22 protein-coding genes and 1 other RNA gene are annotated in these 23090 nt (G+C 42.2%); 3 read left to right on the top strand and 20 right to left on the bottom strand.

What is annotated here, in order from left to right:
- Nucleotides 1–91 precede the first annotated feature (91 nt).
- The 3 genes from hpf to AC3E6G_RS08745 form a co-directional block, all read right to left on the bottom strand.
- The gene (gene hpf / locus AC3E6G_RS08755) at nt 92–637 is read right to left on the bottom strand and encodes a ribosome hibernation-promoting factor, HPF/YfiA family (protein ID WP_006596830.1); all 546 of its coding nucleotides are present in this window, start codon (nt 635–637) and stop codon (nt 92–94) included.
- An 87-nt stretch (nt 638–724) separates the two neighbouring features.
- Nucleotides 725–1330, bottom strand: coding sequence for a ComF family protein (locus AC3E6G_RS08750; protein WP_082162662.1), 606 nt, complete (start codon nt 1328–1330; stop codon nt 725–727).
- A gap of 62 nt (nt 1331–1392) precedes the next feature.
- Nucleotides 1393–2691, bottom strand: coding sequence for an ATP-dependent helicase ComFA (locus tag AC3E6G_RS08745; RefSeq protein ID WP_048789429.1), 1299 nt, complete (start codon nt 2689–2691; stop codon nt 1393–1395).
- A 55-nt stretch (nt 2692–2746) separates the two neighbouring features.
- Here AC3E6G_RS08745 and AC3E6G_RS08740 point away from each other — a divergent pair, with 55 nt between their 5' ends.
- Nucleotides 2747–3379: a YigZ family protein gene (locus AC3E6G_RS08740; RefSeq protein ID WP_048789430.1), complete on the top strand. Its 633-nt coding sequence runs from the start codon at nt 2747–2749 to the stop codon at nt 3377–3379.
- A gap of 91 nt (nt 3380–3470) precedes the next feature.
- The gene (gene cysK / locus AC3E6G_RS08735; protein ID WP_048789431.1) at nt 3471–4400 is read left to right on the top strand and encodes a cysteine synthase A; all 930 of its coding nucleotides are present in this window, start codon (nt 3471–3473) and stop codon (nt 4398–4400) included.
- 51 nt (nt 4401–4451) lie between these two features.
- Here the strand turns inward: cysK and AC3E6G_RS08730 are convergent, their stop codons facing one another.
- The 13 genes from AC3E6G_RS08730 to AC3E6G_RS08670 all read right to left on the bottom strand — a co-directional run bounded on the left by AC3E6G_RS08730 (nt 4452) and on the right by AC3E6G_RS08670 (nt 18842).
- The gene (locus AC3E6G_RS08730) at nt 4452–4820 is read right to left on the bottom strand and encodes a S1 RNA-binding domain-containing protein (protein WP_048715304.1); all 369 of its coding nucleotides are present in this window, start codon (nt 4818–4820) and stop codon (nt 4452–4454) included.
- Complete coding sequence (locus AC3E6G_RS08725; protein WP_048789432.1) at nt 4817–6223, bottom strand: bifunctional Cof-type HAD-IIB family hydrolase/peptidylprolyl isomerase; 1407 nt, start codon at nt 6221–6223, stop codon at nt 4817–4819. The genes AC3E6G_RS08730 and AC3E6G_RS08725 overlap by 4 nt, the downstream gene beginning before the upstream one ends.
- A gap of 44 nt (nt 6224–6267) precedes the next feature.
- On the bottom strand, nt 6268–6900 hold the full coding sequence (locus AC3E6G_RS08720; protein ID WP_048789433.1) for a response regulator transcription factor: 633 nt from the start codon (nt 6898–6900) through the stop codon (nt 6268–6270).
- Nucleotides 6878–7897 (bottom strand): envelope stress sensor histidine kinase LiaS, encoded by a 1020-nt coding sequence (locus tag AC3E6G_RS08715; protein WP_125336201.1) that lies wholly within the window; start codon nt 7895–7897, stop codon nt 6878–6880. The genes AC3E6G_RS08720 and AC3E6G_RS08715 overlap by 23 nt, the downstream gene beginning before the upstream one ends.
- Complete coding sequence (liaF, locus tag AC3E6G_RS08710) at nt 7894–8589, bottom strand: cell wall-active antibiotics response protein LiaF (RefSeq protein WP_048691924.1); 696 nt, start codon at nt 8587–8589, stop codon at nt 7894–7896. The genes AC3E6G_RS08715 and liaF overlap by 4 nt, the downstream gene beginning before the upstream one ends.
- Before the next feature lie 130 nt (nt 8590–8719).
- A complete protein-coding gene (gene pknB / locus AC3E6G_RS08705) occupies nt 8720–10591 on the bottom strand; it encodes a Stk1 family PASTA domain-containing Ser/Thr kinase (protein WP_125336200.1) in 1872 nt (623 codons plus the stop codon).
- Nucleotides 10588–11328, bottom strand: a complete 741-nt coding sequence (locus AC3E6G_RS08700; protein WP_048691932.1) for a Stp1/IreP family PP2C-type Ser/Thr phosphatase — start codon at nt 11326–11328, stop codon at nt 10588–10590. Before AC3E6G_RS08700 ends, pknB begins: the two co-directional genes overlap by 4 nt.
- A 21-nt stretch (nt 11329–11349) precedes the next feature.
- Nucleotides 11350–12663, bottom strand: a complete 1314-nt coding sequence (gene rsmB, locus AC3E6G_RS08695; RefSeq protein WP_125336199.1) for a 16S rRNA (cytosine(967)-C(5))-methyltransferase RsmB — start codon at nt 12661–12663, stop codon at nt 11350–11352.
- Nucleotides 12653–13588, bottom strand: a complete 936-nt coding sequence (fmt, locus tag AC3E6G_RS08690) for a methionyl-tRNA formyltransferase (RefSeq protein WP_048789437.1) — start codon at nt 13586–13588, stop codon at nt 12653–12655. The genes rsmB and fmt overlap by 11 nt, the downstream gene beginning before the upstream one ends.
- Nucleotides 13589–13599: 11 nt before the next feature.
- On the bottom strand, nt 13600–15990 hold the full coding sequence (locus AC3E6G_RS08685) for a primosomal protein N' (RefSeq protein WP_125336198.1): 2391 nt from the start codon (nt 15988–15990) through the stop codon (nt 13600–13602).
- Nucleotides 15991–16052: 62 nt separating this feature from the next.
- Nucleotides 16053–16367: a DNA-directed RNA polymerase subunit omega gene (gene rpoZ, locus AC3E6G_RS08680; RefSeq protein WP_006596845.1), complete on the bottom strand. Its 315-nt coding sequence runs from the start codon at nt 16365–16367 to the stop codon at nt 16053–16055.
- Nucleotides 16368–16394: 27 nt separating this feature from the next.
- Nucleotides 16395–17024 (bottom strand): guanylate kinase, encoded by a 630-nt coding sequence (gmk, locus tag AC3E6G_RS08675; RefSeq protein WP_006596846.1) that lies wholly within the window; start codon nt 17022–17024, stop codon nt 16395–16397.
- Nucleotides 17025–17234: 210 nt separating this feature from the next.
- Complete coding sequence (locus AC3E6G_RS08670; RefSeq protein WP_048715288.1) at nt 17235–18842, bottom strand: ribonuclease Y; 1608 nt, start codon at nt 18840–18842, stop codon at nt 17235–17237.
- A 270-nt stretch (nt 18843–19112) separates the two neighbouring features.
- Here AC3E6G_RS08670 and AC3E6G_RS08665 point away from each other — a divergent pair, with 270 nt between their 5' ends.
- On the top strand, nt 19113–19595 hold the full coding sequence (locus AC3E6G_RS08665) for an S-ribosylhomocysteine lyase (protein WP_006596848.1): 483 nt from the start codon (nt 19113–19115) through the stop codon (nt 19593–19595).
- A gap of 43 nt (nt 19596–19638) precedes the next feature.
- Here AC3E6G_RS08665 and AC3E6G_RS08660 read toward each other — a convergent pair whose 3' ends face one another.
- From AC3E6G_RS08660 to gpsB, 4 genes are all read right to left on the bottom strand, one after another.
- On the bottom strand, nt 19639–21078 hold the full coding sequence (locus tag AC3E6G_RS08660) for a cell division site-positioning protein MapZ family protein (protein WP_048789440.1): 1440 nt from the start codon (nt 21076–21078) through the stop codon (nt 19639–19641).
- Nucleotides 21075–22247, bottom strand: a complete 1173-nt coding sequence (locus AC3E6G_RS08655; RefSeq protein ID WP_048789441.1) for a THUMP domain-containing class I SAM-dependent RNA methyltransferase — start codon at nt 22245–22247, stop codon at nt 21075–21077. Before AC3E6G_RS08655 ends, AC3E6G_RS08660 begins: the two co-directional genes overlap by 4 nt.
- Nucleotides 22248–22311: 64 nt before the next feature.
- Nucleotides 22312–22677: RNase P RNA component class B (rnpB, locus tag AC3E6G_RS08650), an RNA gene on the bottom strand.
- A gap of 22 nt (nt 22678–22699) precedes the next feature.
- Nucleotides 22700–23044 (bottom strand): cell division regulator GpsB, encoded by a 345-nt coding sequence (gpsB, locus tag AC3E6G_RS08645; RefSeq protein ID WP_006597079.1) that lies wholly within the window; start codon nt 23042–23044, stop codon nt 22700–22702.
- Nucleotides 23045–23090: the final 46 nt, after the last annotated feature.

Raw genomic sequence — 23090 nt, 5'->3', positions numbered from 1 at the left:
TTTTTTGTTGTTTTTTTATTTAGAAACTTTATCTTCCTTTAACATAGGAAAGCTCCTGTATGTTCTACAGGAGCTTTCTTAGTGTATTAGCTTATTTTTCTTTGACTTCAAGAAGTCCTACATCTCCATCTTCGCGACGATAAATAACATTTGTTGTATTATCTTCCACATCTTTGTAGATGAAGAAATCATGTCCCAATAGTTCCATTTGTAGAATGGCTTCATCTAGTTCCATTGGTTCAATGTCAATCGTTTTTGTGCGGACAACTTTTTCAAGAGCAACGCTTTCCTCAACCAGAGCGTCTGTAAAGATTTTGCTGGTTGCAGATTTGCTACGATTTTTCTTTTCAATTTTTGTTTTATTCTTTCGAATTTGACGTTCAATCTTATCAACTACCAAGTCGATTGATCCATACATATCTTGAGAAACATCTTCTGCACGAAGTGTAATGGAACCAAGTGGAATCGTGACCTCAACTTTTGCAGTTTTTTCACGATAAACTTTTAGGTTTACGCGGGCATCCAATTCTTGCTCTGCTTGAAAATATTTTTCAATTTTTTCGAGTTTAGAAACGACGTAGTCGTGAATGGCTTCTGTTACTTCTAGGTTTTCACCACGGATACTATATTTAATCATATAAGTACCTTCTTTCTAAACGTTTTTCTTTTTATATCTATATTATAACGCTTTCATTTTGTTTTTGCAAATATATTTTTGATTATTCTATCTTGCTAATGAAAAAGATCTTATTTCTTTCACCCCATTTACAATTAACATTTCTTTGGCTCTTTCGATGGTTGCTCCTGTTGTATAGATATCATCCACTATCACTATATTCTCAGGCCAGCTTTGATTTTCTGGCTCTATTCGTTCAAAGGCTTGTTCTGCTTTCAATCTTTCCTTTTTATTTTTTTGTGATTGGGCCTTTGTATCCTTTTTTCTCAATAGGTCTTGATAGTGAATCCCTGCATATTCTAATATGGCTGTTACTTGATTAAAGCCTCTCTTCTCTTTTCTCTCATCGCTCAAAGGTATGGGAACTATGGTATAGCCTTTATATTTTTTTAGCTCTGCCTTCATTTCTTCAGCAAAGAGACAAGCTAACAATTGGTCACCTTGAAATTTGTACCTTTGAAAATATTCCTTCATTTCTTCATTATAATAGTAAAGCGCTCTATGGTTTACCTTCTTTCCTTTTCGTTTCCACTCTTGGCAATCTTCACAAAAAGTCTCTGTGCTTTTTTTACAACAAGTCTTGCAACTAGCTTCACTAATTGGGTCAAACTTGTTTTTACAGTTGTCACACATTGTTGGATTATCCTTTTTCATTAGGATCAGGCTCTTTAAGGATTCTTGATTGGAAATCTCTTCATCACATAGCAAACAATTACTCAAAAACCTGCCTCCCGATTCATTTCTTTTATTTCTTTAATAGCTTGCGTCATCTCTTTGCTACTACCTTCTGCCAAGTATAGTAATTCCCCTGTGGGTCTTTCCATACTTCTTCCCACACGACCTGCGATTTGAACCAGAGCGCTCTTGGTAAACAATCGATGGTTGGCCTCAATCACAAACACGTCTACTTTAGGGAAGGTGACCCCCCGTTCGAGAATGGTCGTTGACACAAGTATAGTGATTTCTTGATTGCGAAATTTTTCTACCAGTTCCAACCTATTATCCGTTTTTGAGGTTACCAGTTCGATGATCTCATTCTTGAAGGCCCTTCTTAATAGACTGAGGATTTTTTCTCCTAATTCGATTTCTGATACAAATAGGATCAGGGGAAAGGAGGTTTTCCGTTGTTCTTTTATTAGCTTGAGCAACTTCGTTGGCACTTGTTTCTTTTCTATTTTTTTACGTAGATCTTTTAACCATACTTTTTTAGGGACCACAAGGGGATTACCATGAAAGCGTCTAGGTAGACTAACGCGTTTTATCTCCTGTTTTTTGACCTTTTTATCCAATTCTTCTGTGGAGGTAGCCGTCAAATAAATGAGCTTCCCATTCTTGGTTACGGCATTTGAAACTGCATGATAGAGAACGGGGTTGTCAACAAAAGGAAAGGCATCGACTTCATCGATTATGAGGAGATCGAAAGCTTGATAAAATTTTAGTAGTTGATGAGTAGTGGATATGACAAGAGGCGTTCGAAAATAAGGATCTGAATCACCGTGCAACAAGGAGATGGGACAGGAAAAGTCCAGCGTCATCCGTTTATACAATTCAATACACACGTCAATCCTTGGTGTAGCAATGCATACACATGTCCCTTTTTTAATCATTTCCGCCACCACTTGGTACATCATTTCCGTTTTACCTGCTCCTGTTACCGCGTGTACCATCATTGGCTTGCTTTCTGTCAAGGATTGAACCAACTCCTGGGAAACCCGACTTTGAAAGGGAGTTAAGGTGCCCTGCCATCTTAAGACTTCTTCTTGCGGAAAGGCTTGTTGGGGAAAGTAGTAGAGTGCTTGGTCACTCCTAACTCTTCCTAATTGAATACAGGTTCTACAATAGTAGCTTCCTATCTGTAGTTTCCATCTAGCCTTATCAATCTGGGTTCCGCACCGATTACAAATCAACGCCGTCTTTTCCTGCACTATAGCTGGTAGTTGCTGAGCCTGCTCAAGCAGGTCATCCTCCAGTTGGTCTTGGGTGAACAAACGTCCATAACAATCTTCAAGTTTCATACTTATATATTCGTAAAAGCTCGCAGTTTTAAGAGTTTTTTTGTAAAATAAATGTATGGAATACAAGACTTTTAAAGAGGACGGTCTCGTCCAAGAAGAAATTAAAAAATCCCGCTTTCTTTGCCATGTTAAACGAGTTTATACTGAAGAGGAAGCTCGCGACTTTATAGCCGCTATCAAGAAGGAACATTATAAGGCAACTCACAATTGTTCTGCTTTTGTCATTGGAGAGCAATTTGAAATTAAACGGACTAGTGACGATGGCGAACCTAGTGGGACTGCTGGCGTGCCCATGCTTGGTGTTTTAGAGAACCACGAACTGACCAATGTCTGTTGCGTTGTCACTCGTTATTTTGGAGGCATCAAGCTTGGAGCCGGTGGACTCATTCGCGCTTATGCTGGCAGTGTCGCACAAGCGGTGAAAGAAATCGGTCTCGTTGAGATCAAAGAGCAGGTTGGTCTAGGGATTAGCTTGACTTATCCCCAATACCAAGAGTTTGCGAACTTTTTATCCGCTCACCAATTAACAGAATACCAGACAGACTTCACCGATGCTGTCTTTAGTCTGATCTATGTAGATAAAGAGCAAAAAGAGGATGTGATTGCGGACCTGATTGATTTTTACCATGGAAAAGTTGAGATTAGTGATCAGGGATTAAAGGAAGTGGAAGTTCCTATCCCGTTATAAAAAAAGGCTATCGCATCGATAGCTTTTTTATATTTTACAAACCTTCTTACTGGCGGTATACTAGATACACTAACAAAGGAGTGTATATCGTATGCCAATCTATCAAAATATTACAGAATTAATCGGAAAAACACCTATTGTAAAATTGAATCACCTAGTACCTGAAGGGGTTGCTGATGTCTATGTTAAATTAGAAGCCTTCAACCCTGGGTCATCTGTTAAAGACCGGATTGCTCTTAGCATGATTGAAAAAGCAGAACGAGATGGACTTCTTCAGCCTGGTTCTACTATCGTTGAAGCAACCAGCGGAAATACAGGAATTGGTTTGTCATGGGTCGGGGCTGCCAAAGGGTATAAAGTCGTTATCGTCATGCCTGAAACCATGAGTGTTGAACGTCGAAAAATCATTCAAGCTTATGGAGCAGAACTTGTCTTAACTCCAGGTAGTGAAGGAATGAAAGGAGCTATTGCTAAAGCAGAAGAAATCGCTGCAGAACGAAACGGTTTCCTTCCCCTCCAATTTAACAATAGCGCCAACCCAGAAGTCCATGAAGCAACAACAGGACAAGAAATTTTAGAAGCTTTCGGACCAAATGGATTGGATGCTTACGTCAGTGGTGTTGGAACTGGTGGAACTATTTCAGGTGTTTCTCATGCCTTGAAAAAAGTTAACCCAGCTGTCCAAGTCTATGCAGTCGAAGCAGATGAATCAGCGATTCTTTCTGGTGAAAAACCTGGACCACATAAAATCCAAGGATTGTCAGCAGGTTTCATTCCAGAAACGTTGGATACCAATTCTTATGATGGCGTAATCCGCGTCACTTCTGAACAAGCTTTAGAATTAGGTCGCTACATTGGTGGAAAAGAAGGATTCTTAGTTGGAATTTCATCTGCCGCCGCTATCTATGCAGCAATTGAAGTCGCTAAAGAGCTTGGAGCTGGTAAAAAAGTCTTGGCTTTGGCACCGGATAATGGGGAACGTTACCTTTCAACTACCCTTTACGATTTTGATCAAGAATAAGAAAGAGGCTACGATGTAGCCTCTTTTCTTTCTATCTGCAGAAATAAATTTTTATTTTCCTTGACTAGTGTCACTCAAAAATTCTTTACTTTCTTTAATCCAAATCGGTAATTGTTTGGCTAAAGGAGTAAAACCAATCTTATGGCGATCATTTGAAAAACGATGATGGCGAAAATGCTTTCTGTTCCCAGCTTCTAAGGCTCGAAGGGACAAGCTAGCCTTCCCAGAGTATTCATCTATATCAATAACCTGAGTACAAACTTGATCCCCAATTTTTAAGATATCATGAATGTTGTCGATATATCCACTGCGGATTTCAGAAATATGGATCAAACCGGTTACCCCTGTCTCTAATTCAACAAAGGCTCCATAAGGTTGCAAGCCTGTCACAACACCCTTGAGTTTATCCCCGATTCTCATGCCTCTCCCTCAATGTCAATCGATTCCATGACCACGTCTTCTTTAGGTTTGTCCATGGCACCTGTCTCAACTGCCGCAATTGTATCCAATACTTGATAAGAAGCTTCATCCATCAACTGACCGAAAACTGTGTGACGACGGTCCAAATGAGGAGTCCCTCCTTCTTCTGCGTAAATTTCTGCAATAGCTTCAGGCCAACCACCACGGGCAATTTCCTTTTTAGAATAAGGAAGGTGTTGGTTTTGAACGATGAAGAATTGACTACCGTTGGTATTTGGACCGGCATTGGCCATGGATAACGCACCACGGATATTGTACAACTCTTCTGAGAATTCATCTTCAAAAGACTCTCCATAGATGGATTCTCCACCCATACCTGTTCCAGTTGGGTCCCCACCTTGGATCATGAAATCTTTAATGATGCGGTGGAAAATCACTCCATTGTAGTAGCCATCTTTTGCAAGTGCAATAAAATTTGCCACTGTTTTCGGAGCTTGTTCAGGGAAGAGACGAATCTTCAGATCTCCATAGTTGGTATGAATCGTCGCAATTGGTCCTGTTTCTTGATCCATTTTTGTTTGTGGTAAATGCAATTCTTTTTCAACCATTTTTAACTCCTCTAAGGCATGTAAGATGCCATCTTCTTCTAAATTTTTTGTGACATAATCTGCTTTAGCTTTTAATGCATCCTGGGCATTCCCCATGGCAATCGCTAAACCAGCATAGTCAAATAGTTCTAAGTCGTTCAATCCATCCCCAAATGTTAAGACATTTTCTGGTTTGAATCCCAATTTTTCGACTACTTTTGAGACACCATGAGCTTTTGATTGCTGATCCAAGACAACATCTGATGAGATTGGGTGCCAGCGAACCAAACGCAATTTTTGCTCCAAATTCTCAGGTAGGGCATCAACTGTTTTACCAGTCTCGAAAGTCCACATCTGATAGATGGGATGTTTGGCAGCAAAATCAAGATCTACTGGTAGCTTTGGATAAATGGGGTCAATAGCCCGACTTATCTCTTCTGTCCGAGTCGAAAGAGCTGCTTGATGACTCCCAACCAAACCATAATGAATCCCTACCTGCTTAGCCCACGCAATAAAGTCCTGAACAAGTGGATTTGGTACCCTTTCTTCATAAATGACATGCTCCTTACGATCAATCACGTAGGAACCATTCAGAGTGACATAGAAATCGGGTTGGAGAGCCTTGATTTCTTCTGGAACTCCAAAAATCCCTCTTCCACTAGCAATGGCTGTGTAAATTCCTTTTTCTCGTAATTGAGAGAATACTCTGGTGACCGAAGCCGGAACATAGCCGGTCTCAACATTTCGTAAGGTATCGTCAATATCAAAAAATACTATTTTAATCTTTTTTGCTTTGTAGCGTGTTTTTGCATCCATGTGGGTCTCCATTCAGTATGCTGTCTATTATAGCATGTTTTTGACTAAAAATCTTCCTGAGAAACCAAGTGATGCTGGAAGGCATAGACCACTGCCTGAGTACGGTCGCTCACTTCTAATTTTGACAAAATATTCGACACATGGGTCTTGACCGTTTTTAATGAAATGAATAACTCATCGGCAATCCGTTGATTTTCATATCCCTTGGTTAGCAAAGCCAAGATATCTCGTTCACGCGCGGTCAAGTCATCATGGAGTTCCACGTGGTTTTTCCGATACTCTACTTTTTGGCTGACCTCCGTCTCAATTGCCAACTCTCCCTGTTCCACCTTGCGAATAGCCCGTAAAATTTCCTCTGCACTGGACGTTTTGAGCATGTAGCCCTTGGCACCCGCATCCAAGACAGGATAGATTTTTTCATTGTCCAAATAGGAGGTCAGGATCAATATTTTTGCATCTGGCCACTCCTTTAGGATTGCGAGTGTCGCTTCAATCCCAGTCATATGGGGCATGACAATATCCATAATGATGACATCTGGTCGCTCCTTTAAGGCTAACTCAACACCCTCTTGACCATCACTGGCCTCTAAGACTTGATCAATCCCGTCTTGCATACTTAAATAACTTTTCAATCCTAATCGGACCATTTCATGATCATCTACTAGTAATAATTTCATCATCTTCTCCTTCTACTAACGGCACTTTAATATCAATAGCCACTCCCTTTTTGGGACTGGTCAAAATCTTAATCCTTCCTGCCATGTCATCTACTCGATCCTGAATATTCTTCATACCGTAACTTAGTTCACCCAAAGATTCTGGATCAAATCCCACTCCATCATCTGCTAATTTCAGATGGAGAGATTGTTCTGTTTGCAACAGATAAACATCCAAGCGCTTCGCATGGGCATGTTTCAGTGTATTGCTCACTACTTCTTGCACAATACGAAAAATATGCTCTTCAATTGTTTTAGGGAGTCTTTGAACATTGTGTTCAAAGTATACTTCTAAATTGCTCTTTTCTTGTAGTTCTCTAAAAATCACCTGGAGACCTTCTACCAAGTTTCGACCTTCTAATTCTGTCGGCCGCAAGTGTAATAAGAGAATCCGCAAATCATTTTGAGCGGTGTTTAGAATTTCTGTGACCCCCTTCAACTGTTGCCCTACTTTAGGCAGTTGAAGAACTTGATCCTGACTGGCTACACCAGACAAAATCATATTAGCTGCAAATAATTCTTGACTCACTGTATCATGGAGATCTCGGGCAATTCGCCGTCGTTCTCTTTCTACAATCTCTTCTTCATTTTGCATGACCCGATTTTCTGTTCGTTGCAAATTTTCTGTCAGGCGTTTGAGCTTACGATCCAAGCGTTGAAACTCTTCATTAATCTCTTTGTTTTCTCCGAGTTTTAGCTTCTTGCCTTCGAGCAAGTTTCTCAGGTTTTTTTGGACGGTATTCATGATTGTAAATTGAATCAATTTAATCAATAGAATCATCAAAATAGTCAGAGCAACCGTCAAACCAAAACCAATAAACAGAAAAGCACGCAGTTTGGATAAATCTTCCAATAGATAAGTCCACTGAAAGTCAAAGAGCCCAAAGATTGAATGGATAATAACAGCTAGAATTAAAACCGTATAAAGGAAGATTAAAAGATAGTCTGTTCGTTTCATCCTCTGACGACCTCCACATCTCCTACAATCCCCGCAATAACAAGCTTCACTGTTCGATGGGAACTTCGATAATTCGGTGTCTCCATGCTTACTGTCTCATTTCTCAATTTTCTAGGTTTTTGAGAGAAGAGACGCAATTCTCCATATAAGGTATTCACCTGCAAGCTCAGCTCCACATCCACCGGTAAAATAATTTTCGTATTGCCAAACATCTTTCTCATGATGATGACATTGTCATGATTCACAACAATCACTTCGTCTAAATGGATCGTATCCCGCCCCACTAAACGAGTAATCGTTAAATCACGAAAATGGCAGTTTACCTTTGAAAAATGATGCAGATCCCCAATCCAAGGCGTTTTCTCTTGTCGGATTTCTACATCTTCCTCATAATCTATCTTCACTTCTTCGTTTTCACGGTAAAAATAGGGATAAGCCACCAGCATGGCATAGACAACAGCAAACAAAAGCGCAGCAATGACATAAGGATTTAACATGACAATAAAAAACAGCAGAATGCTGGATGCCACTAAAAGAAAATTACTCCGCTGTTTTCCAATGTAATAATACAATAGGAGCAAGCACAGAACCACGATTAGGACAATACGAGATATATTTCCCGCCAAAATAGTGATTGCAGCCATGGTGAGTAACAAAGCTTCAACAAACACAAACAATTGAATCTTCCACATAATTGAACCTCTCCATTCTATTTTATCAAAATTCTAAAGGATTCGCTTCCGCCTCTAGAAGGATTCATTCCAACTCTCTCTTTACTAAAAAAACCAGACCGATCGGGTCTGGTTTTATAAGGTCATCATGTTAAGATTCTGGTTCAGTAGTAGCCGAAGGTTCCGTATTGGAATGGGATTCTACAGTTGTAGAGGTTGAACTTTCTGATGAACTACTTGAAGCTTTCGTGCTACTTGATGATTCTGTTTTCGGTTCGTATACGGTTAAGACAATGCGAGTCTTTTTAATATCGATGCTCGATTGAGCTTCTGGAGTCTGACTCACAATATGACCTGGTAAGACTTCTACTCCGTCCGGCAGATGCGATGTGGTCTTCCGTTCAATATTTGCTTCCTTCACCCCGTAAATCTGTACGAGATTAGAGACAGCAAATTCATAATTAGAACCAACATAACTTGGTAACTCAATCGAATTACTTTCCTTCGATACTTTCAGAACAACCTTGGTATTAGAAGTCAAATCATATTTTTGACCACCAGCAGGAGATTGCTCAAGCACGATTCCTGGCTCCACTTCATTGGTCTCGACTTCTTCAATCGAAATGAGCTTGCTAGAAAGCTTATAGGTGGTTTTCAGATCGTTTTCCGCATCTTCTCTAGACCTACCAGTATAGTCCGGCATGTCAAAGGTGCTTGGCCCTTTCGAGACAACCAAATCAACCTTGCTGTTTTCCTTTTTCTGAGCTCCTGCATTTGGATTGGTACGGATTACATAGCCCTCCAGCACCGAATCACTGTATTCTTCTTTTTCGTCTCCCACTTGAAGATCCTGATCTTCAATGATAGCCCGAGCTTCTGCTACCGTTTTTCCAGATACATCCGGAACTGTTTTGTTGGCTGGACTCATGTAAAGAAGAAAGGCAAAGGCAGCTAGTACCAAAGCTAGGGCGACAAACAAGACCTTGTAGCGCGTCCGCAAACGACGACGTGGTTTATTTTTTGGAGAAACTGGAGCTGTTCGATCCTCTGAAGCCACTGGTCGGTCCTCATGAACTGCAGGACGAGCTTCCGATGTTGGAAGTGGAGCCGGTTTTGGAACCACGTTCACCTTTGGTAAGGTCTTGGTATCCGCTTTTGAAGCGTCATCAAAGACTAATTTTTTCTCATTACGGCGTTCATAAGATAGACAACTTGACAAGTCGACATACATTTCAGCTACCGACTTATAGCGATCGGATAGTTTCTTTGCTGTGGCCTTAATCACCACATTTTCCAAAGCCTGCGGAACATTTTTGTTCTCTTCAATGATGGACGGAAGTGGTTTTTGGAAATGTTGCAGCGCAATGGTCACTGCACTATCCCCATCATAAGGGATATGACCCGTCAGCATTTCGTAGAAAATGATCCCCATTGCATAGATATCACTTTGAATAGAAGCCTTCGATCCTCTGGCTTGCTCTGGTGATAAATAATGAACCGAACCCAACATAGAGTTGGTCTGGGTGAGACTGGTCTCTGCAAAGGCTACTGCAATCCCAAAGTCAGAAACCTTGGCATTTCCGTCCGATGTTAAAAGGACATTTTGAGGTTTCAAATCACGGTGAATAATGCCTTGCGTGTGCGCCAAGCGCATAGCAAGAAGGATTTGCCCCATCAAGCGAACAGCTTCTTCATTTGAGAGAGGAGCATTTTCTTTGATATAGCGTTTCAAGTCCAAACCAGCGACATATTCCATCGCCAAGTATTGTTGGCCATCTTCTTCACCGATATCCGTGATCCGAACGATATTTGGATGATCCAAATCTGCCATCGCTTTGGCCTCTCGTTGGAAGCGAGCAACTGCAATTGGATCTGTTTGGTAATTGGTCCTCAGTACTTTAACTGCAACTTCTTCACCATCTAAGATTAAATCCCGAGCGAGGTAGACATCTGCCATTCCTCCACGCCCGATTTGGCGGATTATCTTATATCGTCCGGCAAAAATTTTGCCGATTTGAATCATGCCATATCCTCCTCAGCAAAGCGAATCAGTACAACTGTAATATTGTCCAAACCGCCAGCATTATTCGCAAAGCGAATCAAGGTTTTTGCCTTTTCTTCAATCGATAAATCACTGACAACGATATCACGGATTTCATCGCCAGAGATCATATTGGTTAATCCATCACTATTGATAACAATGAAATCTCCCGCTTCAACCGTAACCATACCAAAATCCGGCTGCAATTCATCTTTTTGTCCAATGGATTGGGTGATGATATTGCGTTGGGGATGATGAGCTGCCTCTTCTTCCGTAATCTGTCCTGCCTTGAGCAAGGCGTTTACTAAAGAATGGTCACTGGTCAATTGATGGTATTCCCCATTACGCACGAGTCCAATTCGGGAATCCCCTACATGCGCAAATAAGACTTGGTCATCAATAACGGCAACAGCTTCGAGAGTTGTTCCCATTCCTTTATGTTCTTCATCTTGACCAATGCGATGGATCTGCTGGTTTTCTTTTTCCAGATACTCCGCAAACCACTCTCTGACTTCGTTAATGGTGCTGATTTCAGTCGCTACCCAAGCAGCGCCGAGATCGGTAACAGCCATCTCGCTAGCAATATTACCAGCACGATGCCCCCCCATCCCGTCAGCTAGAAAAACCATGGATTTTCCCGCTTTATTTTTATATTGATTTGCATAGTCTTGGTTATTTGTCCGTCTTTGACCTACATCGGTTAAGATAGAAATTTCCATACTGTCCGTATCCTCCTGAGATTACGATATTCTTCGAAAACGACTAATAAAAAAACCGTCGCTTCCATACAATTCTGGTGTAATTAAAATACAGCCATCTTTCAGAATATCTTTTCGTTCATGATCTAATGGCACGAGTTCAAAATTTGGATGGGTTTCTAAAAACTGGTCAACCACATCAAAATTCTCTTCTCCTATAATTGTGCATGTACTATAGACTATTATACCATCTTTCCGCACACTTTGACAAACTCCATCCAATATTTCCAATTGAATCGCCTGTAGAGACGCAAAGTCAGCATTGTCTTTATTGTACTTGATATCTGGCTTACGGCGGATCAAACCAATCCCAGAACAAGGGGCGTCTACCAAGATTTTATCGAAGGCATCCGCTCCAAAAGCTTCAAACACCTTGCTGGCATCCAGTTTTTTTGTCTGGATTTTATCTGCAACTCCCAGACGTTCCGCATTTTCCTGAATTAATTGGAGCTTATGATCGTACAAGTCCAACGCTGTAACCTGCCCATCAACTAGATAAGAAGCTAGATGGGTGGTCTTGCCCCCAGGTGCTGCACAGGCATCCAAGACCTGGTCTGATGGTTGGACCTCTAAAGCCGGAGCGACCAATTGACTGGTCTCATCTTGAATGGTTAATTTCCCTTGTTTGAAGTAATCAGAGCCCGCAAAATAGCCATTCTCCTTTACGAGGGCAGTTGAAGCCAATAAAGAATCCGAAGCCTGCAATTGCTCCTTGATGTCTTCTTTTTGATCCAGATCGACAACACGAACACTGGCCTTGTTGCGAACATAGAGACTCTCAAAAATCGCAATGGCCCGTTCTTCACCATACTCGTCCATCAACTTTTTCACCAACCAAACCGGAAGAGAATAGCGGATTGAAAGTCGTTTGTTGATTCGTTTTATCTGGTCAATTGATGGAAGCTCCTCTCGTAGCATTTTCCGTAAGAGAGCATTGACATATTTTTCGCTCCCCTTTTTCCGTTGCTTAGCAAGCTCTACTGTTTCATGGACAACAGCATGGGGAGGAATCTTCTCCAGATAGACGAACTGATAGAGGCTCATCAATAAAAGATGATAGATCCAGGGATCTACCTGGTCCCGATCAGCGACAAAGTGCGATAGATACCATTCCAAGGTTAGTTTGCGTGAAACCGTCCCATAGACGATTTCGGTTACTAGACTTTTATCCACATCTGACAAGGTTGCCTTGCCCAAGGATTTTTTGAGAGCGATATTTGAAAAAGCACCGTCCTGGAAAATCTCTCCTAGAGTAGATAGGGCCACCCCTCGTGCAGTCTGCATCTTATTTACCAAATTGATCACCTACTTGCAGTTGTCGTCCTAAACCATTTAAGAAATCTCCGACAGGCATTTTGGGTTTACCGGCTGGCTGAACAAGGGTCAAAGCTAAGGCTCCCTCACCCGTCGCAACAACGATTTCATTTTTATGGAGAGCTAAAATTTCTCCTGGCTTTCCTTGACCTTCACACGGTTTTGCTTGGTAAATCTTAAAGCGTTCACCCTTCCATAAGGTATGGGCAACTGGCCAAGGATACATGCCTCGAACTTGGTTAAAGAGTTCACGGTTGGTTCGTGTCCAATCCAGGCGTTCTTCTTCTGGCTTGATATTTGGAGAGAAGGTGACTTGTTGGGGATCCTGCGGTTGGGGCTTAAGCTCTCCCGCAAGGTAAGCTGGCAGAGTTTCTAAAAGAAGATCCCGACCGACAAGAGCCAATTTCTCAAATAGGGTTCCCACATTGTCTTCCTCTAAAATAGGGATGGCGCGAGAAGAAATCATATCTCCAGCATCCATCTCTTTGACCATTTCCATGATGGTCACACCAGCTTCTTTATCCCCATTCATGATGGCATAATGAATAGGCGCTCCACCACGGTATTTTGGAAGAAGAGAAGCGTGCACGTTGACAGAAAACTTCATCGCCTCTAACAAACGACTCGGCAAAAACTGTCCAAAGGCTGCTGTGACGATCCCGTCTGCTCCCAAAGCCAATAAATCTTCTAGTTCTGGGCTTCCAGATAGTTTCTCCGGCTGATAGATTGGCAAGCCTGCTTCTAAAGCCGCTTCTTTTACTGGCGTCATTCGGATTTCTTTTTTCCGGCCAACTGCCCGATCTGGTTGGGTCACAACGGCTAGAATCTCATAGCATTCATCAGAAATCAAGCCTTTTAAGACTGTAGCTGAGAAATCAGGCGTTCCCATAAATAATATTTTTGTCATTTTTTCTCCTTCTACATAAAACTTTGCGGTTCATTGTCAATGCTGACTCGAAGATCTTGATTTTCCCGCTCTTGAGTATAGTCCAAAATCTGATTTAAAACCTGTGGTAAGTGGTCTTCAAACCGGTACTTCAACAGAATCTGGTAATGGAATAAATTATGCGTGCGAGCAATCGGTCTTGGCGTTGGTCCTAATATTTGGACTTGGTCCGATAGACCTGCTTTCAACAGATCCATCACCTGATAAGCTTTTTTAACCACGACCTCTTCTTGTTTGTGAGAGAGGGTCAAACCTACCGTGTAATAATAAGGTGGATAACCTAACTGGTGGCGCACCTTCATTTCATAGGCATAAAACCCTTCATAATCTTGGCGTTTCGCATATTCAATGGCATAATGATGAGGATTATAGGTCTGGATCAGAACCTGTCCTTCTTTATCCGCACGACCAGCCCGCCCTGCCACCTGGGTTAACAGTTGGAAAGTCCGCTCTGACGAGCGAAAATCAGGCAAATTTAGAGCTGTATCAGCATTGAGGACACCGACTAGCGTTACATTGGGGAAATCCAAGCCCTTGGCAATCATTTGGGTCCCGAGCAAAATATCCGCTTGTCCTTGACCAAACTGATCCAACAAAGCCTCGTGACTCCCTTTTTTCCGAGTAGTATCAACGTCCATCCGCAGAATACGAGCCTCTGGGAAAATTGCTTGTAGCTCATCGTAGGCCTTCTGGGTCCCCGTCCCGTAATAACGAATCGATTGACTTTGACAATTAGGGCAGACTGTTGGAATGGCCTTATGGTAATTACAATAATGGCAATCCATCGTCTTGGTATCCATGTGAAGGGTCAAGGATATATCACAATTCGGACAGGTATCTACCTGACCACACTCCCGACACATCACAAAGCTGGAATAACCCCGGCGATTGAGCATGAGAACAACTTGCTCTTTTCGCTGCAGACGTTCTGCTATCGCTTCTAGCAACTTAGGTGTATAGGTTCCGGATTCTTGCTGGCCAATATAATCTCTGAAATCAATCACTTCCACCTCTGGAATACGGGCAAGAGGATTGGCTCGTTGGGTCAATTGAAGAAAGCCATAGACACCTTTTCCTGCACGGGCTCGTGTTTCTAGACTAGGTGTCGCCGACCCCAAGACCAAAACAGCCTGGTGATACTGAGCCCGAAGTAAAGCTACTTCACGCGCATGGTAGCGAGGATTGCTATCTTGTTTATAGGTAGCCTCATGTTCTTCATCGATAATGATAGCTCCTAGGTTCTTCAGAGGAGCAAAGATGGCAGACCGCGCTCCTACGACCACTTGAGCTTCTCCGCGTTCAACACGTCTCCACTCATCGTATTTTTCACCATTGGATAGACCTGAATGAAGGATGGCCACCCGATCCCCAAAGCGAGAAATAAAGCGATCCGTCACTTGAGGCGTCAAGGAAATTTCAGGAACCAACATAATAGCTGTTTTCCCCTTTTCTAGCACCTCTTGGATGATTTGGAGATAAACCTCCGTCTTCCCACTTCCTGTCACTCCTTCTAGCAAGAAGGGTTTGGATTCCTGCCCGATTTGACGAGTTACCGCTTGAACGGCTCGTTCTTGTTCAGCATTTAAAACCAAGGCCTCTGTCGACTCTTTGTCTTTAAAGTAGGCAGCCGCACGATTGACTTCTTTTTCAAAAATAAGCAAGGCTCCCTGATCAATGAAATAGTTAACCACTGGGCGAGAGAATTCCGCCAATAAATCACTCAAAGGAGCTTCCTCTTCCTGACCTTGGACAAAGTCTCGCAAGGCCAAGCGCTTCTTAGCATTCTTGGCGATTTCCAAATTTTCAAGTAGGGGTTGATTTACTCGATACCATTTTTCTGTTTTGATATGTTTACGATCCACTGCTTGGTATTCTACTTCCAGCTCTCCCTTACGAGTCAGTCGCATCATTCGTGCTTGAGCATCAATATCCAAAGAAGAAAAGGCCAAGCTGGTCGCTGTTCCAAAAATGTCTTCTCGATCCTCTGGCGATAACAGTTCTGTCGGATGGAGAATTTTGTCATAGGAAGAATTTAAAACACTCGGTAGCATGGCTTTCAAGAGGGTGATTTTGTAGGCAAAAACCGTCTTTCGCAACTGATCTGCTAGCCAAAATTGCTCCTCTCCTAGAACCGGTTGGTAGTCTAAGACCTCCACGATACTTTTCAATTCTTGATCTTTAACTGCTAGAGTGGTCTCTTCAAGGCCAACCACAATCCCTTGAATGAGCCTATTTCCCTTTCCAAAGGGAACATGCACCCGCATTCCTTTTTCCAAGAAAGGAGAAAACTCTTCTGGTACCTGGTAACTATAGGGCTTGTCTGTTTGCATCAAGGGAACATCAACGATGACTTGTGCTAGCATGCTTCCACCTCCTTCCTGTCCTAGCGCTAAATAGCAAAAAATAAGATTGAGCGAACCCAACCTTAAATTTTTTCACCATCTTCTTTTTCTTTCGCGATTTGTTCTTTAATTTTACGCTCTTCTTCTTCTTTACGCAAGCGTTCTGCTTCGATTCGACGACGAACCGCTTCACGCTTAGCTTCTGGATCTGGGTGAATCACCACATTTCCTGATTCAATCTCTTCCAAGGCACGCAAGGTAGATTTTACTGATTGAAATTCTTGAGTAGGAGTTGCACCACTCTCTAACTCATGAGCTCGTTTGGCTTCAAGAATAACCAAAGAGTATTTTGACGGTACTTTATCCAACAATGTGTCAATAGATGGTTTTAACATCATAATCTTTTTACCTAATTCCTATTCTAATTATCGTACCACTTGAGTGGCTTTGGGAAGCATTTCTTGGTAGTGACCAATGACCCGATCAACACGGAAATGTTCTGCCTCAATCACACGTTTGACACGTTCCGCAGCCAAAGGTACTTGATCGTTGACAATGGCATAATCGTACTCACGCATGAGGGCAATTTCTTCTTTTGCTTTTTCGATCCGCTGGGCAATGACTTCAGCACTGTCTGTGCCACGTCCAACCAAACGATCTTGCAACTCATCCAAATCCGGAGGAGTCAGGAAAATGAAGACGGCATCTGGTACCTTTTTCTTGACCTGCAAAGCCCCTTGAACTTCAATTTCAAGGAAGACATCGATCCCTTTGTCGAGGGTTTCGTTCACATAGGTCAAGGGAGTCCCATAGTAATTGCCAACATATTCAGCATATTCGAGCATTTGACCTTGACGAATCAACTCCTCAAATTCTTCACGTGTCCGGAAGAAATAATCTACTCCGTCCACTTCGCCTGGACGTTGTGCACGCGTTGTCATCGATACTGAGTATTGAAATTGATTATCTGAGCTTTCAAAAATCTCACGTCTAACCGTTCCTTTCCCAACACCTGAGGGCCCTGAGAAAACGATTAATAATCCTCGATCCGCCATTTTATCTCCTTCGCTGTCTTTCTATCTAGTGTAACAAAAATAGAAAGATTTTTCAATAGATTTTTCCTAGAGGCAAGGCCCTAACCACTTCTCTACCAATGAACCATCTCATCTGTGCTATCCCATTTTTAACACGACTCACAAAAAATAGCCAACTAAGGTTGTTCCACCTTCGCTGACTATCTTTTTATATATGGCTTTTAACAAGCTCTATTTTGCATAATCAATGGCACGTAATTCACGAATAACGGTTACCTTGATGTTACCAGGGTACTCCAAGTTGGACTCAATCTTCTCACGGATATCATGAGCCAAGATGGTCAACTTATCATCCTTGACTTCTTCAGGGCTGACCATAATTCGAATTTCACGACCTGCTTGCAAGGCAAAGCTGGTCTTAACTCCCTCAAAGCCATTTGCAATTTCTTCAAGATCTTGCAGGCGTTTGATGTAGCTTTCAAGAGACTCGCTCCGGGCACCTGGACGCGCTGCACTCAAGGCATCTGCTGCTGCAACAATAACTGCGATGACACTTTCTGGTTCAACATCACCATGGTGACTAGCAATCGTATTGACAACAACTGGATGCTCTTTGTATTTACGAGCTAATTCAGTACCAATTTCTACGTGGCTGCCTTCTACCTCACGGTCGATGGCTTTACCAATATCATGAAGGAAACCAGCTCGACGAGCCAAGGTAGCATTTTCACCAAGCTCACTAGCAATAATACCAGATAACTTAGCAACCTCAATGGAGTGACGCAAGACGTTCTGTCCATAAGAAGTTCTGAATTGCAAGCGTCCCATAATCTTCATCAAATCAGGATGTAGATTTGGTGCGCCAATTTCATAGGCTGCTGCTTCACCATATTCACGAATCCGTTGGTCAATTTCCAAACGGTTCTTCTCTACCAACTCTTCAATCCGAGCTGGATGGATGCGACCATCTTTCAAGAGACTTTCCATGGTCATTCGTGCGATTTCCCGACGAATCGGATCAAATGCAGACAGGGTGACTACTTCTGGAGTGTCATCAATAATCACATCCACACCTGTCAAGCTTTCGAAGGTTCGGATATTTCGACCTTCGCGACCAATAATCCGGCCCTTCATTCCATCATCTGGTAAATGAACCGTTGAGTTGGTCTGTTCTGCCACAAAATCCCCGGCCATCCGTTGCATGGCTTGAACCAGGATATCTTTTGCAACTTTATCTGAACGTTCTTTCACTTCCACTTCTGCTTCTCGAATTCGAGTCGCAATCTCTTTGGAAAGTCGTTCTTCTGTTTGCGTTAAGATAATATCACGTGCTTCCGATTGAGTCAGAGAAGCAATTTTTTCTAATTCTTCTTCTTTCTTCTTTTCTAGCTCATGTAATTGTTCTTCACGCGCATCAATGTGTTTAGTTCTATCTGAAAGACTTTGCTCTTTTTGTTCAAGAGCTTGCTCTTTGCTCGTAAGATTGTCATCTTTGCGATCAAGATTATTCGAACGTTCCGCTAAGCGGGTTTCTAATTGTTTTAATTCTTGACGCTCTGATTTAAACTCAGCATCGACTTCTTCTCGATATTTTCTGGCTTCTTCCTTTGCCTCCAAAAGTGCTTCTTTTTTAAGTGAACTAGACTCGTGCTTAGCTTCTTTCAAAATCAAATCAGCTTCGCGCTCTGCCTGTCCACGTAAATTCGTTGCTTCTTGTTCAGCATTTAAAAGAGTAAGTTCTGCAGCCTCTTTCGATGCTTTCATCTTGACTGAGATCCCTACATATCCAATGACTAAACCAATGATTGCGGCAAAAACAATTGCAATTCCAAATTCCATGTTTTTACCCCTAATCTAATGAATAGTTGAATTAAAAAATTCTTTATTATTTTATCATATTTTTACAAAATTAACAAACAAATTTTCTAGCGAAAACTAATCTATTTCTGCTATCATTCTAATGCTTCTTTCCCTTGATTCTAACGGGAAAACACCCTAAAAACAAGCTTCTGAATCCTATTTCAACGGCTACTTGCCACTATCTTCTCTTGTGTTTTCTTCCAGCGCCAATTGTGCTATAATCAAGAAAAAAGAAATTGAGGAAGATACATGACGAAAGAAGTTATTGTGGAAAGTTTTGAACTAGACCACACTGCTGTAAAAGCCCCTTACGTCCGCCTAATCGGAGAGGAAACTGGACCAAAAGGAGATGTTATCTCAAACTATGATATCCGCTTGGTTCAACCAAATGAAGACTCTATCCCGACTGCTGGTTTACATACGATTGAGCACCTATTAGCTATGTTGATCCGTAAGCGCATTGATGGGATGATCGATTGTTCCCCATTTGGGTGTCGTACTGGATTTCATATGATTATGTGGGGTCAGCACGATCCAAAAACCATTGCACAAGTGATTAAATCTTCTTTAGAGGAAATTGCTGAAGCAACAAGCTGGGAAGACGTGCCAGGAACGACGATTGAATCTTGCGGAAACTATAAAGATCACAGCCTCTTTTCTGCCAAAGAGTGGTGCAAATTGATTCTCGAACAAGGTATTTCTGACGATCCATTCACACGCCATATCGTATAAATAACAAAAGACTTCTCTTTCAAAGAGAAGTCTTTTTTAATTCTTAATAATCCAATGCATCGGAATGGCCTTTCCCGTTTCCGACAAAGTAGCCGGTTTTAGCATTGATACTAAACAAATATGTTCCATCTGGCTTAAAGAGGTTGTAATAACCATTGCCGTTGATAATATTCACGCGTTCTAAGATGTATTGATCCCCAACGATATGACCACGTTCCCGGGCAATCTTCAGAATCTTCTCCAAAATACCAGGGTTAAAGGTCCATGCAGGATTGTTTACATCGTCAAGCGTTGCTTGGTTGTATGGCACCCGGCTCAAGTTTCGTTGAAGTGGCACACCAGTACTTTGAAGACCAAAGCCAGAATAGCCTGGGTTCACTCCGCCTGTCGTGTTGCCTTCAGTAGCTGGGGCTTGTGTAGGAGCAGGACTGGTTACCGTTCCTGAAGAAACTGCATTTCCACCTGTAGCACTGCCACCACCATCTGTCACGGGTGCTGGAGTCGCAACTTGTTGCGAGCGTCCTTGAGAAGCTGCATCCTTCAATAATTGGTTCAATTGTGTATTAGATGTTGACACATCTGAAAAGACTGCATCACTCTTTACCTGCGCCTTGGTATCGATGGCCCCATCCTTAATAACTGGGCTGGTAAACTGAGAGTTTACTGTTTGAATAGCAGAAACCTGCTTCACCAATTCATCGTATTTACTTTTGGCTGCATCGTATTCCTTGGTGTCTTTCAATTTATCTAAACTGGCTTTTAGTTTTTCCAAATTACCAAAAGAATCATTTTTCAACTTCGTCTGCGTGTCATCTGTAAAGAAAGCTGCATACTGATCGTTAAAATCCTTCAGCAAAGCCTCTGTATTCGTGCTCGTTGAGGAAGAAGAACTAGAGGACTTCTTGCTAGATGAGCTAGTAGAAGAGACGACTGTCGTTTCCCCTTTAGACTGGTTACGGATCCATTGATAAGACAACCAACTAGCCGTAGCAACTGCTGTCAGAGCTAAAACTGAAAACAGAATTGGTTTTACCCGGCTCTTTTTCGGTTCTTCAGGAATCTCAATTTCTTCATCCACATATGGTTCTGTTGGCTCTGGACCAAACTTAATTTTTGCAGGGCGTTCCCCAGGAATTGGATCTGGAATGCGAGTAGACGCGCCTTCTTTTTGACCTACTTCAGCCGGTGCTACTTCCTTCACTGGCTCTTCACTTGGAATCGGGTCCGTCGCATCCACAGTGGCTGCTTCCTCTGCCTCAGCCAACATTTCCTTCTTCATGACGATGGTATCAAACTTATGAGCTTCGATTTCGTCACGGTGCTGTTTGATGTATTTATCGAGGACATTATCTGTTTCCTTGACCCCTGCTTCGATTTCTTCAGCTTTGCGGTTTGCTTGGCCAATCGTCATCTCTTTGGCGTCCTTAAAATCAAGAACTGACTCTGCCTCTTGGCCCAACTGCTGTTTATCTTCTTTTGTCATATGTTTCCTTTCTCACTAGTCGCTTGTCGACGTACCCGCTCCCCAAAGAACTGATACAAGTCAACCTTTAAGGTTCCGTTATATAATTTTCTTTTTTTATCCGCTTGTCGCCCAAACTTCTTTTCAAAGTTTTCATCGCTGGTCAGGATAAATTTGCTCCAAGTCTTCAAGGGCTCAAAGACCTCTCCCATTTCAGCGTACAATTTTGTCACCCCTGCATCATCGGATAAGCGTTCACCATACGGTGGATTGGAGATAATGACCCCATTAATCTTATCTGAACGCAGATCTTGCACCCGCATTTGCTTAAAGGTGATGTCGCTCGCAACACCCGCTTTTTGAGCATTTTCTTTGGCAATCTCAACCATCCGCGCATCAATATCGGTTCCCATGATGTCTAGGACAAGGTCCCGATTGATTTTTTTACTAGCCTCTGTGCGAACTTCTTGAATCAGACGATTGTCGATCCAATTCCACTCTTCAAACGAGAAAGTCCGTCTCAAGCCCGGTGCTATCTGGCGAGCCATCATCGCTGCTTCGATACAGAAGGTTCCTGATCCACAAGTCGGATCAACCAAGGGCTTGTCTGGGTACCAATTGGAAAGTTGAAGAATGGCTGCCGCCATATTTTCCTTAATAGGAGCTCCCCCTTTTTCCGTCCGATAACCACGTTTGAAGAGGCTACTACCAGTCGTGTCAATCAGGACAGTAGCTTGGTCTTTAAGGATCGATACTTCGATCTTGAACTCTGCTCCATTTTCTATTAGAGGAACACCTTCTGGTCGGGCATAGTGTTTTTGCAACTTTTTGACAACTGCCTTTTTCGAAATCGCTTGTACACTCGGTTCGTTATGCAGTTTGGATTTGACACATTTTGCTTTGGAGATAGGGAAACGCGCTCCTAAAGGGAGGTATTGGTCCCAATCCAAGGCAAAAACTCCTTGAAAGAGTTCTTCAAAGGTACGGGCAGGAAAGGATCCTACGACGATCTTGATTCGGTCTGCAGCCCGCAACCAAAGATTGGTTTCGATGATTGCACGAACATCGCCTTTGAAACGGACTCGTCCATTTTCCACTTGGCAATCGTAGCCGAGCTCTCGTAATTCACGCCCAACCACTGCTTCTAATCCAGCAGCAGCTGTCGCAATTAATTCAAATTGTTTTTTCATTTGTTCCTCATTGTTTAAAAAAGGAGGTTGAGATTTCTCTCCCCCTCACCACCTATATGCAATTTTCTATAAGCCATGTTTTGTTCCAGAAATGACTAGGTACCATTTCCTTCGATAATCATCTGTCTACTGTTTCCAGTCAGAATGCTATGTTCGTTTCCATGCATCCCATGCCCCGACCAAAGTTTGGGTTGCTAGCTTGAGGGGTTTACCGCGTTCCACTTTTTAGGTTTCCCTAAAAACTACGTCACTGTGGCACTTTCAGAGCTAGTAGAACTTATCCTAAGACTTAGCCCGTTCGCTCGCCGTAACTTGAAGATCAAGTCCCTAGGCTTATGGATTCACCTAGCACAAACACTACAGGCATCACAGCCTGTGCTAGCATGGACTTTCCTCATGAGAGAAAGCTCTCACGCGATTATCCAAAAATTGCACGATTCATCTTTTATGTCTTAAAAATCACGATCTACGACTTGTTTCCCGAAGACTTCTTTTTCAAGACGATTTAAGCGTTTCAAAATATCGAAGTTTGTCGTAGTAGTGACCTGAGGAAACTCATGCTTTGGAGCAGATTCAGGAACTGATGGACTCGGAGTTGCTTGGCTCGTTTTCTTCGCTAATTCTTCACGGAGCCGAGCATTTTCTTCTTTCAATTCCTTCACTAAGGCAGCATAGGTTTCATAGTCTTTGATGACATCATCCAAAAACTCATTTACCTCAACTTTACTAAATCCACGAACTTCTTTTTTGAAATCTTGATCAAAAATATCTTTCGCAGTAAAAATAATACTTGCCATCATTCTCTCCGTTCTAGTTAATCATAATCATTATATAAAAAATGAG

Source organism: Streptococcus sp. SCPM-O-B-23252 (M501) (genome assembly GCF_058200355.1).
The sequence above is the reverse complement of the archived record's forward strand: the minus strand, read 5'-3'. Positions and strand labels throughout refer to the sequence as shown.

Coding starts and splice junctions, on each gene's coding strand:
- hpf (WP_006596830.1), bottom strand. CDS start 637: ATGATTAAATATAGTATCCGTGGTGAAAACCTAGAAGTAACAGAAGCC.
- AC3E6G_RS08750 (WP_082162662.1), bottom strand. CDS start 1,330: ATGAAAAAGGATAATCCAACAATGTGTGACAACTGTAAAAACAAGTTT.
- AC3E6G_RS08745 (WP_048789429.1), bottom strand. CDS start 2,691: ATGAAACTTGAAGATTGTTATGGACGTTTGTTCACCCAAGACCAACTG.
- AC3E6G_RS08740 (WP_048789430.1), top strand. CDS start 2,747: ATGGAATACAAGACTTTTAAAGAGGACGGTCTCGTCCAAGAAGAAATT.
- cysK (WP_048789431.1), top strand. CDS start 3,471: ATGCCAATCTATCAAAATATTACAGAATTAATCGGAAAAACACCTATT.
- AC3E6G_RS08730 (WP_048715304.1), bottom strand. CDS start 4,820: ATGAGAATCGGGGATAAACTCAAGGGTGTTGTGACAGGCTTGCAACCT.
- AC3E6G_RS08725 (WP_048789432.1), bottom strand. CDS start 6,223: ATGGATGCAAAAACACGCTACAAAGCAAAAAAGATTAAAATAGTATTT.
- AC3E6G_RS08720 (WP_048789433.1), bottom strand. CDS start 6,900: ATGAAATTATTACTAGTAGATGATCATGAAATGGTCCGATTAGGATTG.
- AC3E6G_RS08715 (WP_125336201.1), bottom strand. CDS start 7,897: ATGAAACGAACAGACTATCTTTTAATCTTCCTTTATACGGTTTTAATT.
- liaF (WP_048691924.1), bottom strand. CDS start 8,589: ATGTGGAAGATTCAATTGTTTGTGTTTGTTGAAGCTTTGTTACTCACC.
- pknB (WP_125336200.1), bottom strand. CDS start 10,591: ATGATTCAAATCGGCAAAATTTTTGCCGGACGATATAAGATAATCCGC.
- AC3E6G_RS08700 (WP_048691932.1), bottom strand. CDS start 11,328: ATGGAAATTTCTATCTTAACCGATGTAGGTCAAAGACGGACAAATAAC.
- fmt (WP_048789437.1), bottom strand. CDS start 13,588: ATGACAAAAATATTATTTATGGGAACGCCTGATTTCTCAGCTACAGTC.
- AC3E6G_RS08685 (WP_125336198.1), bottom strand. CDS start 15,990: ATGCTAGCACAAGTCATCGTTGATGTTCCCTTGATGCAAACAGACAAG.
- rpoZ (WP_006596845.1), bottom strand. CDS start 16,367: ATGATGTTAAAACCATCTATTGACACATTGTTGGATAAAGTACCGTCA.
- gmk (WP_006596846.1), bottom strand. CDS start 17,024: ATGGCGGATCGAGGATTATTAATCGTTTTCTCAGGGCCCTCAGGTGTT.
- AC3E6G_RS08670 (WP_048715288.1), bottom strand. CDS start 18,842: ATGGAATTTGGAATTGCAATTGTTTTTGCCGCAATCATTGGTTTAGTC.
- AC3E6G_RS08665 (WP_006596848.1), top strand. CDS start 19,113: ATGACGAAAGAAGTTATTGTGGAAAGTTTTGAACTAGACCACACTGCT.
- AC3E6G_RS08660 (WP_048789440.1), bottom strand. CDS start 21,078: ATGACAAAAGAAGATAAACAGCAGTTGGGCCAAGAGGCAGAGTCAGTT.
- AC3E6G_RS08655 (WP_048789441.1), bottom strand. CDS start 22,247: ATGAAAAAACAATTTGAATTAATTGCGACAGCTGCTGCTGGATTAGAA.
- gpsB (WP_006597079.1), bottom strand. CDS start 23,044: ATGGCAAGTATTATTTTTACTGCGAAAGATATTTTTGATCAAGATTTC.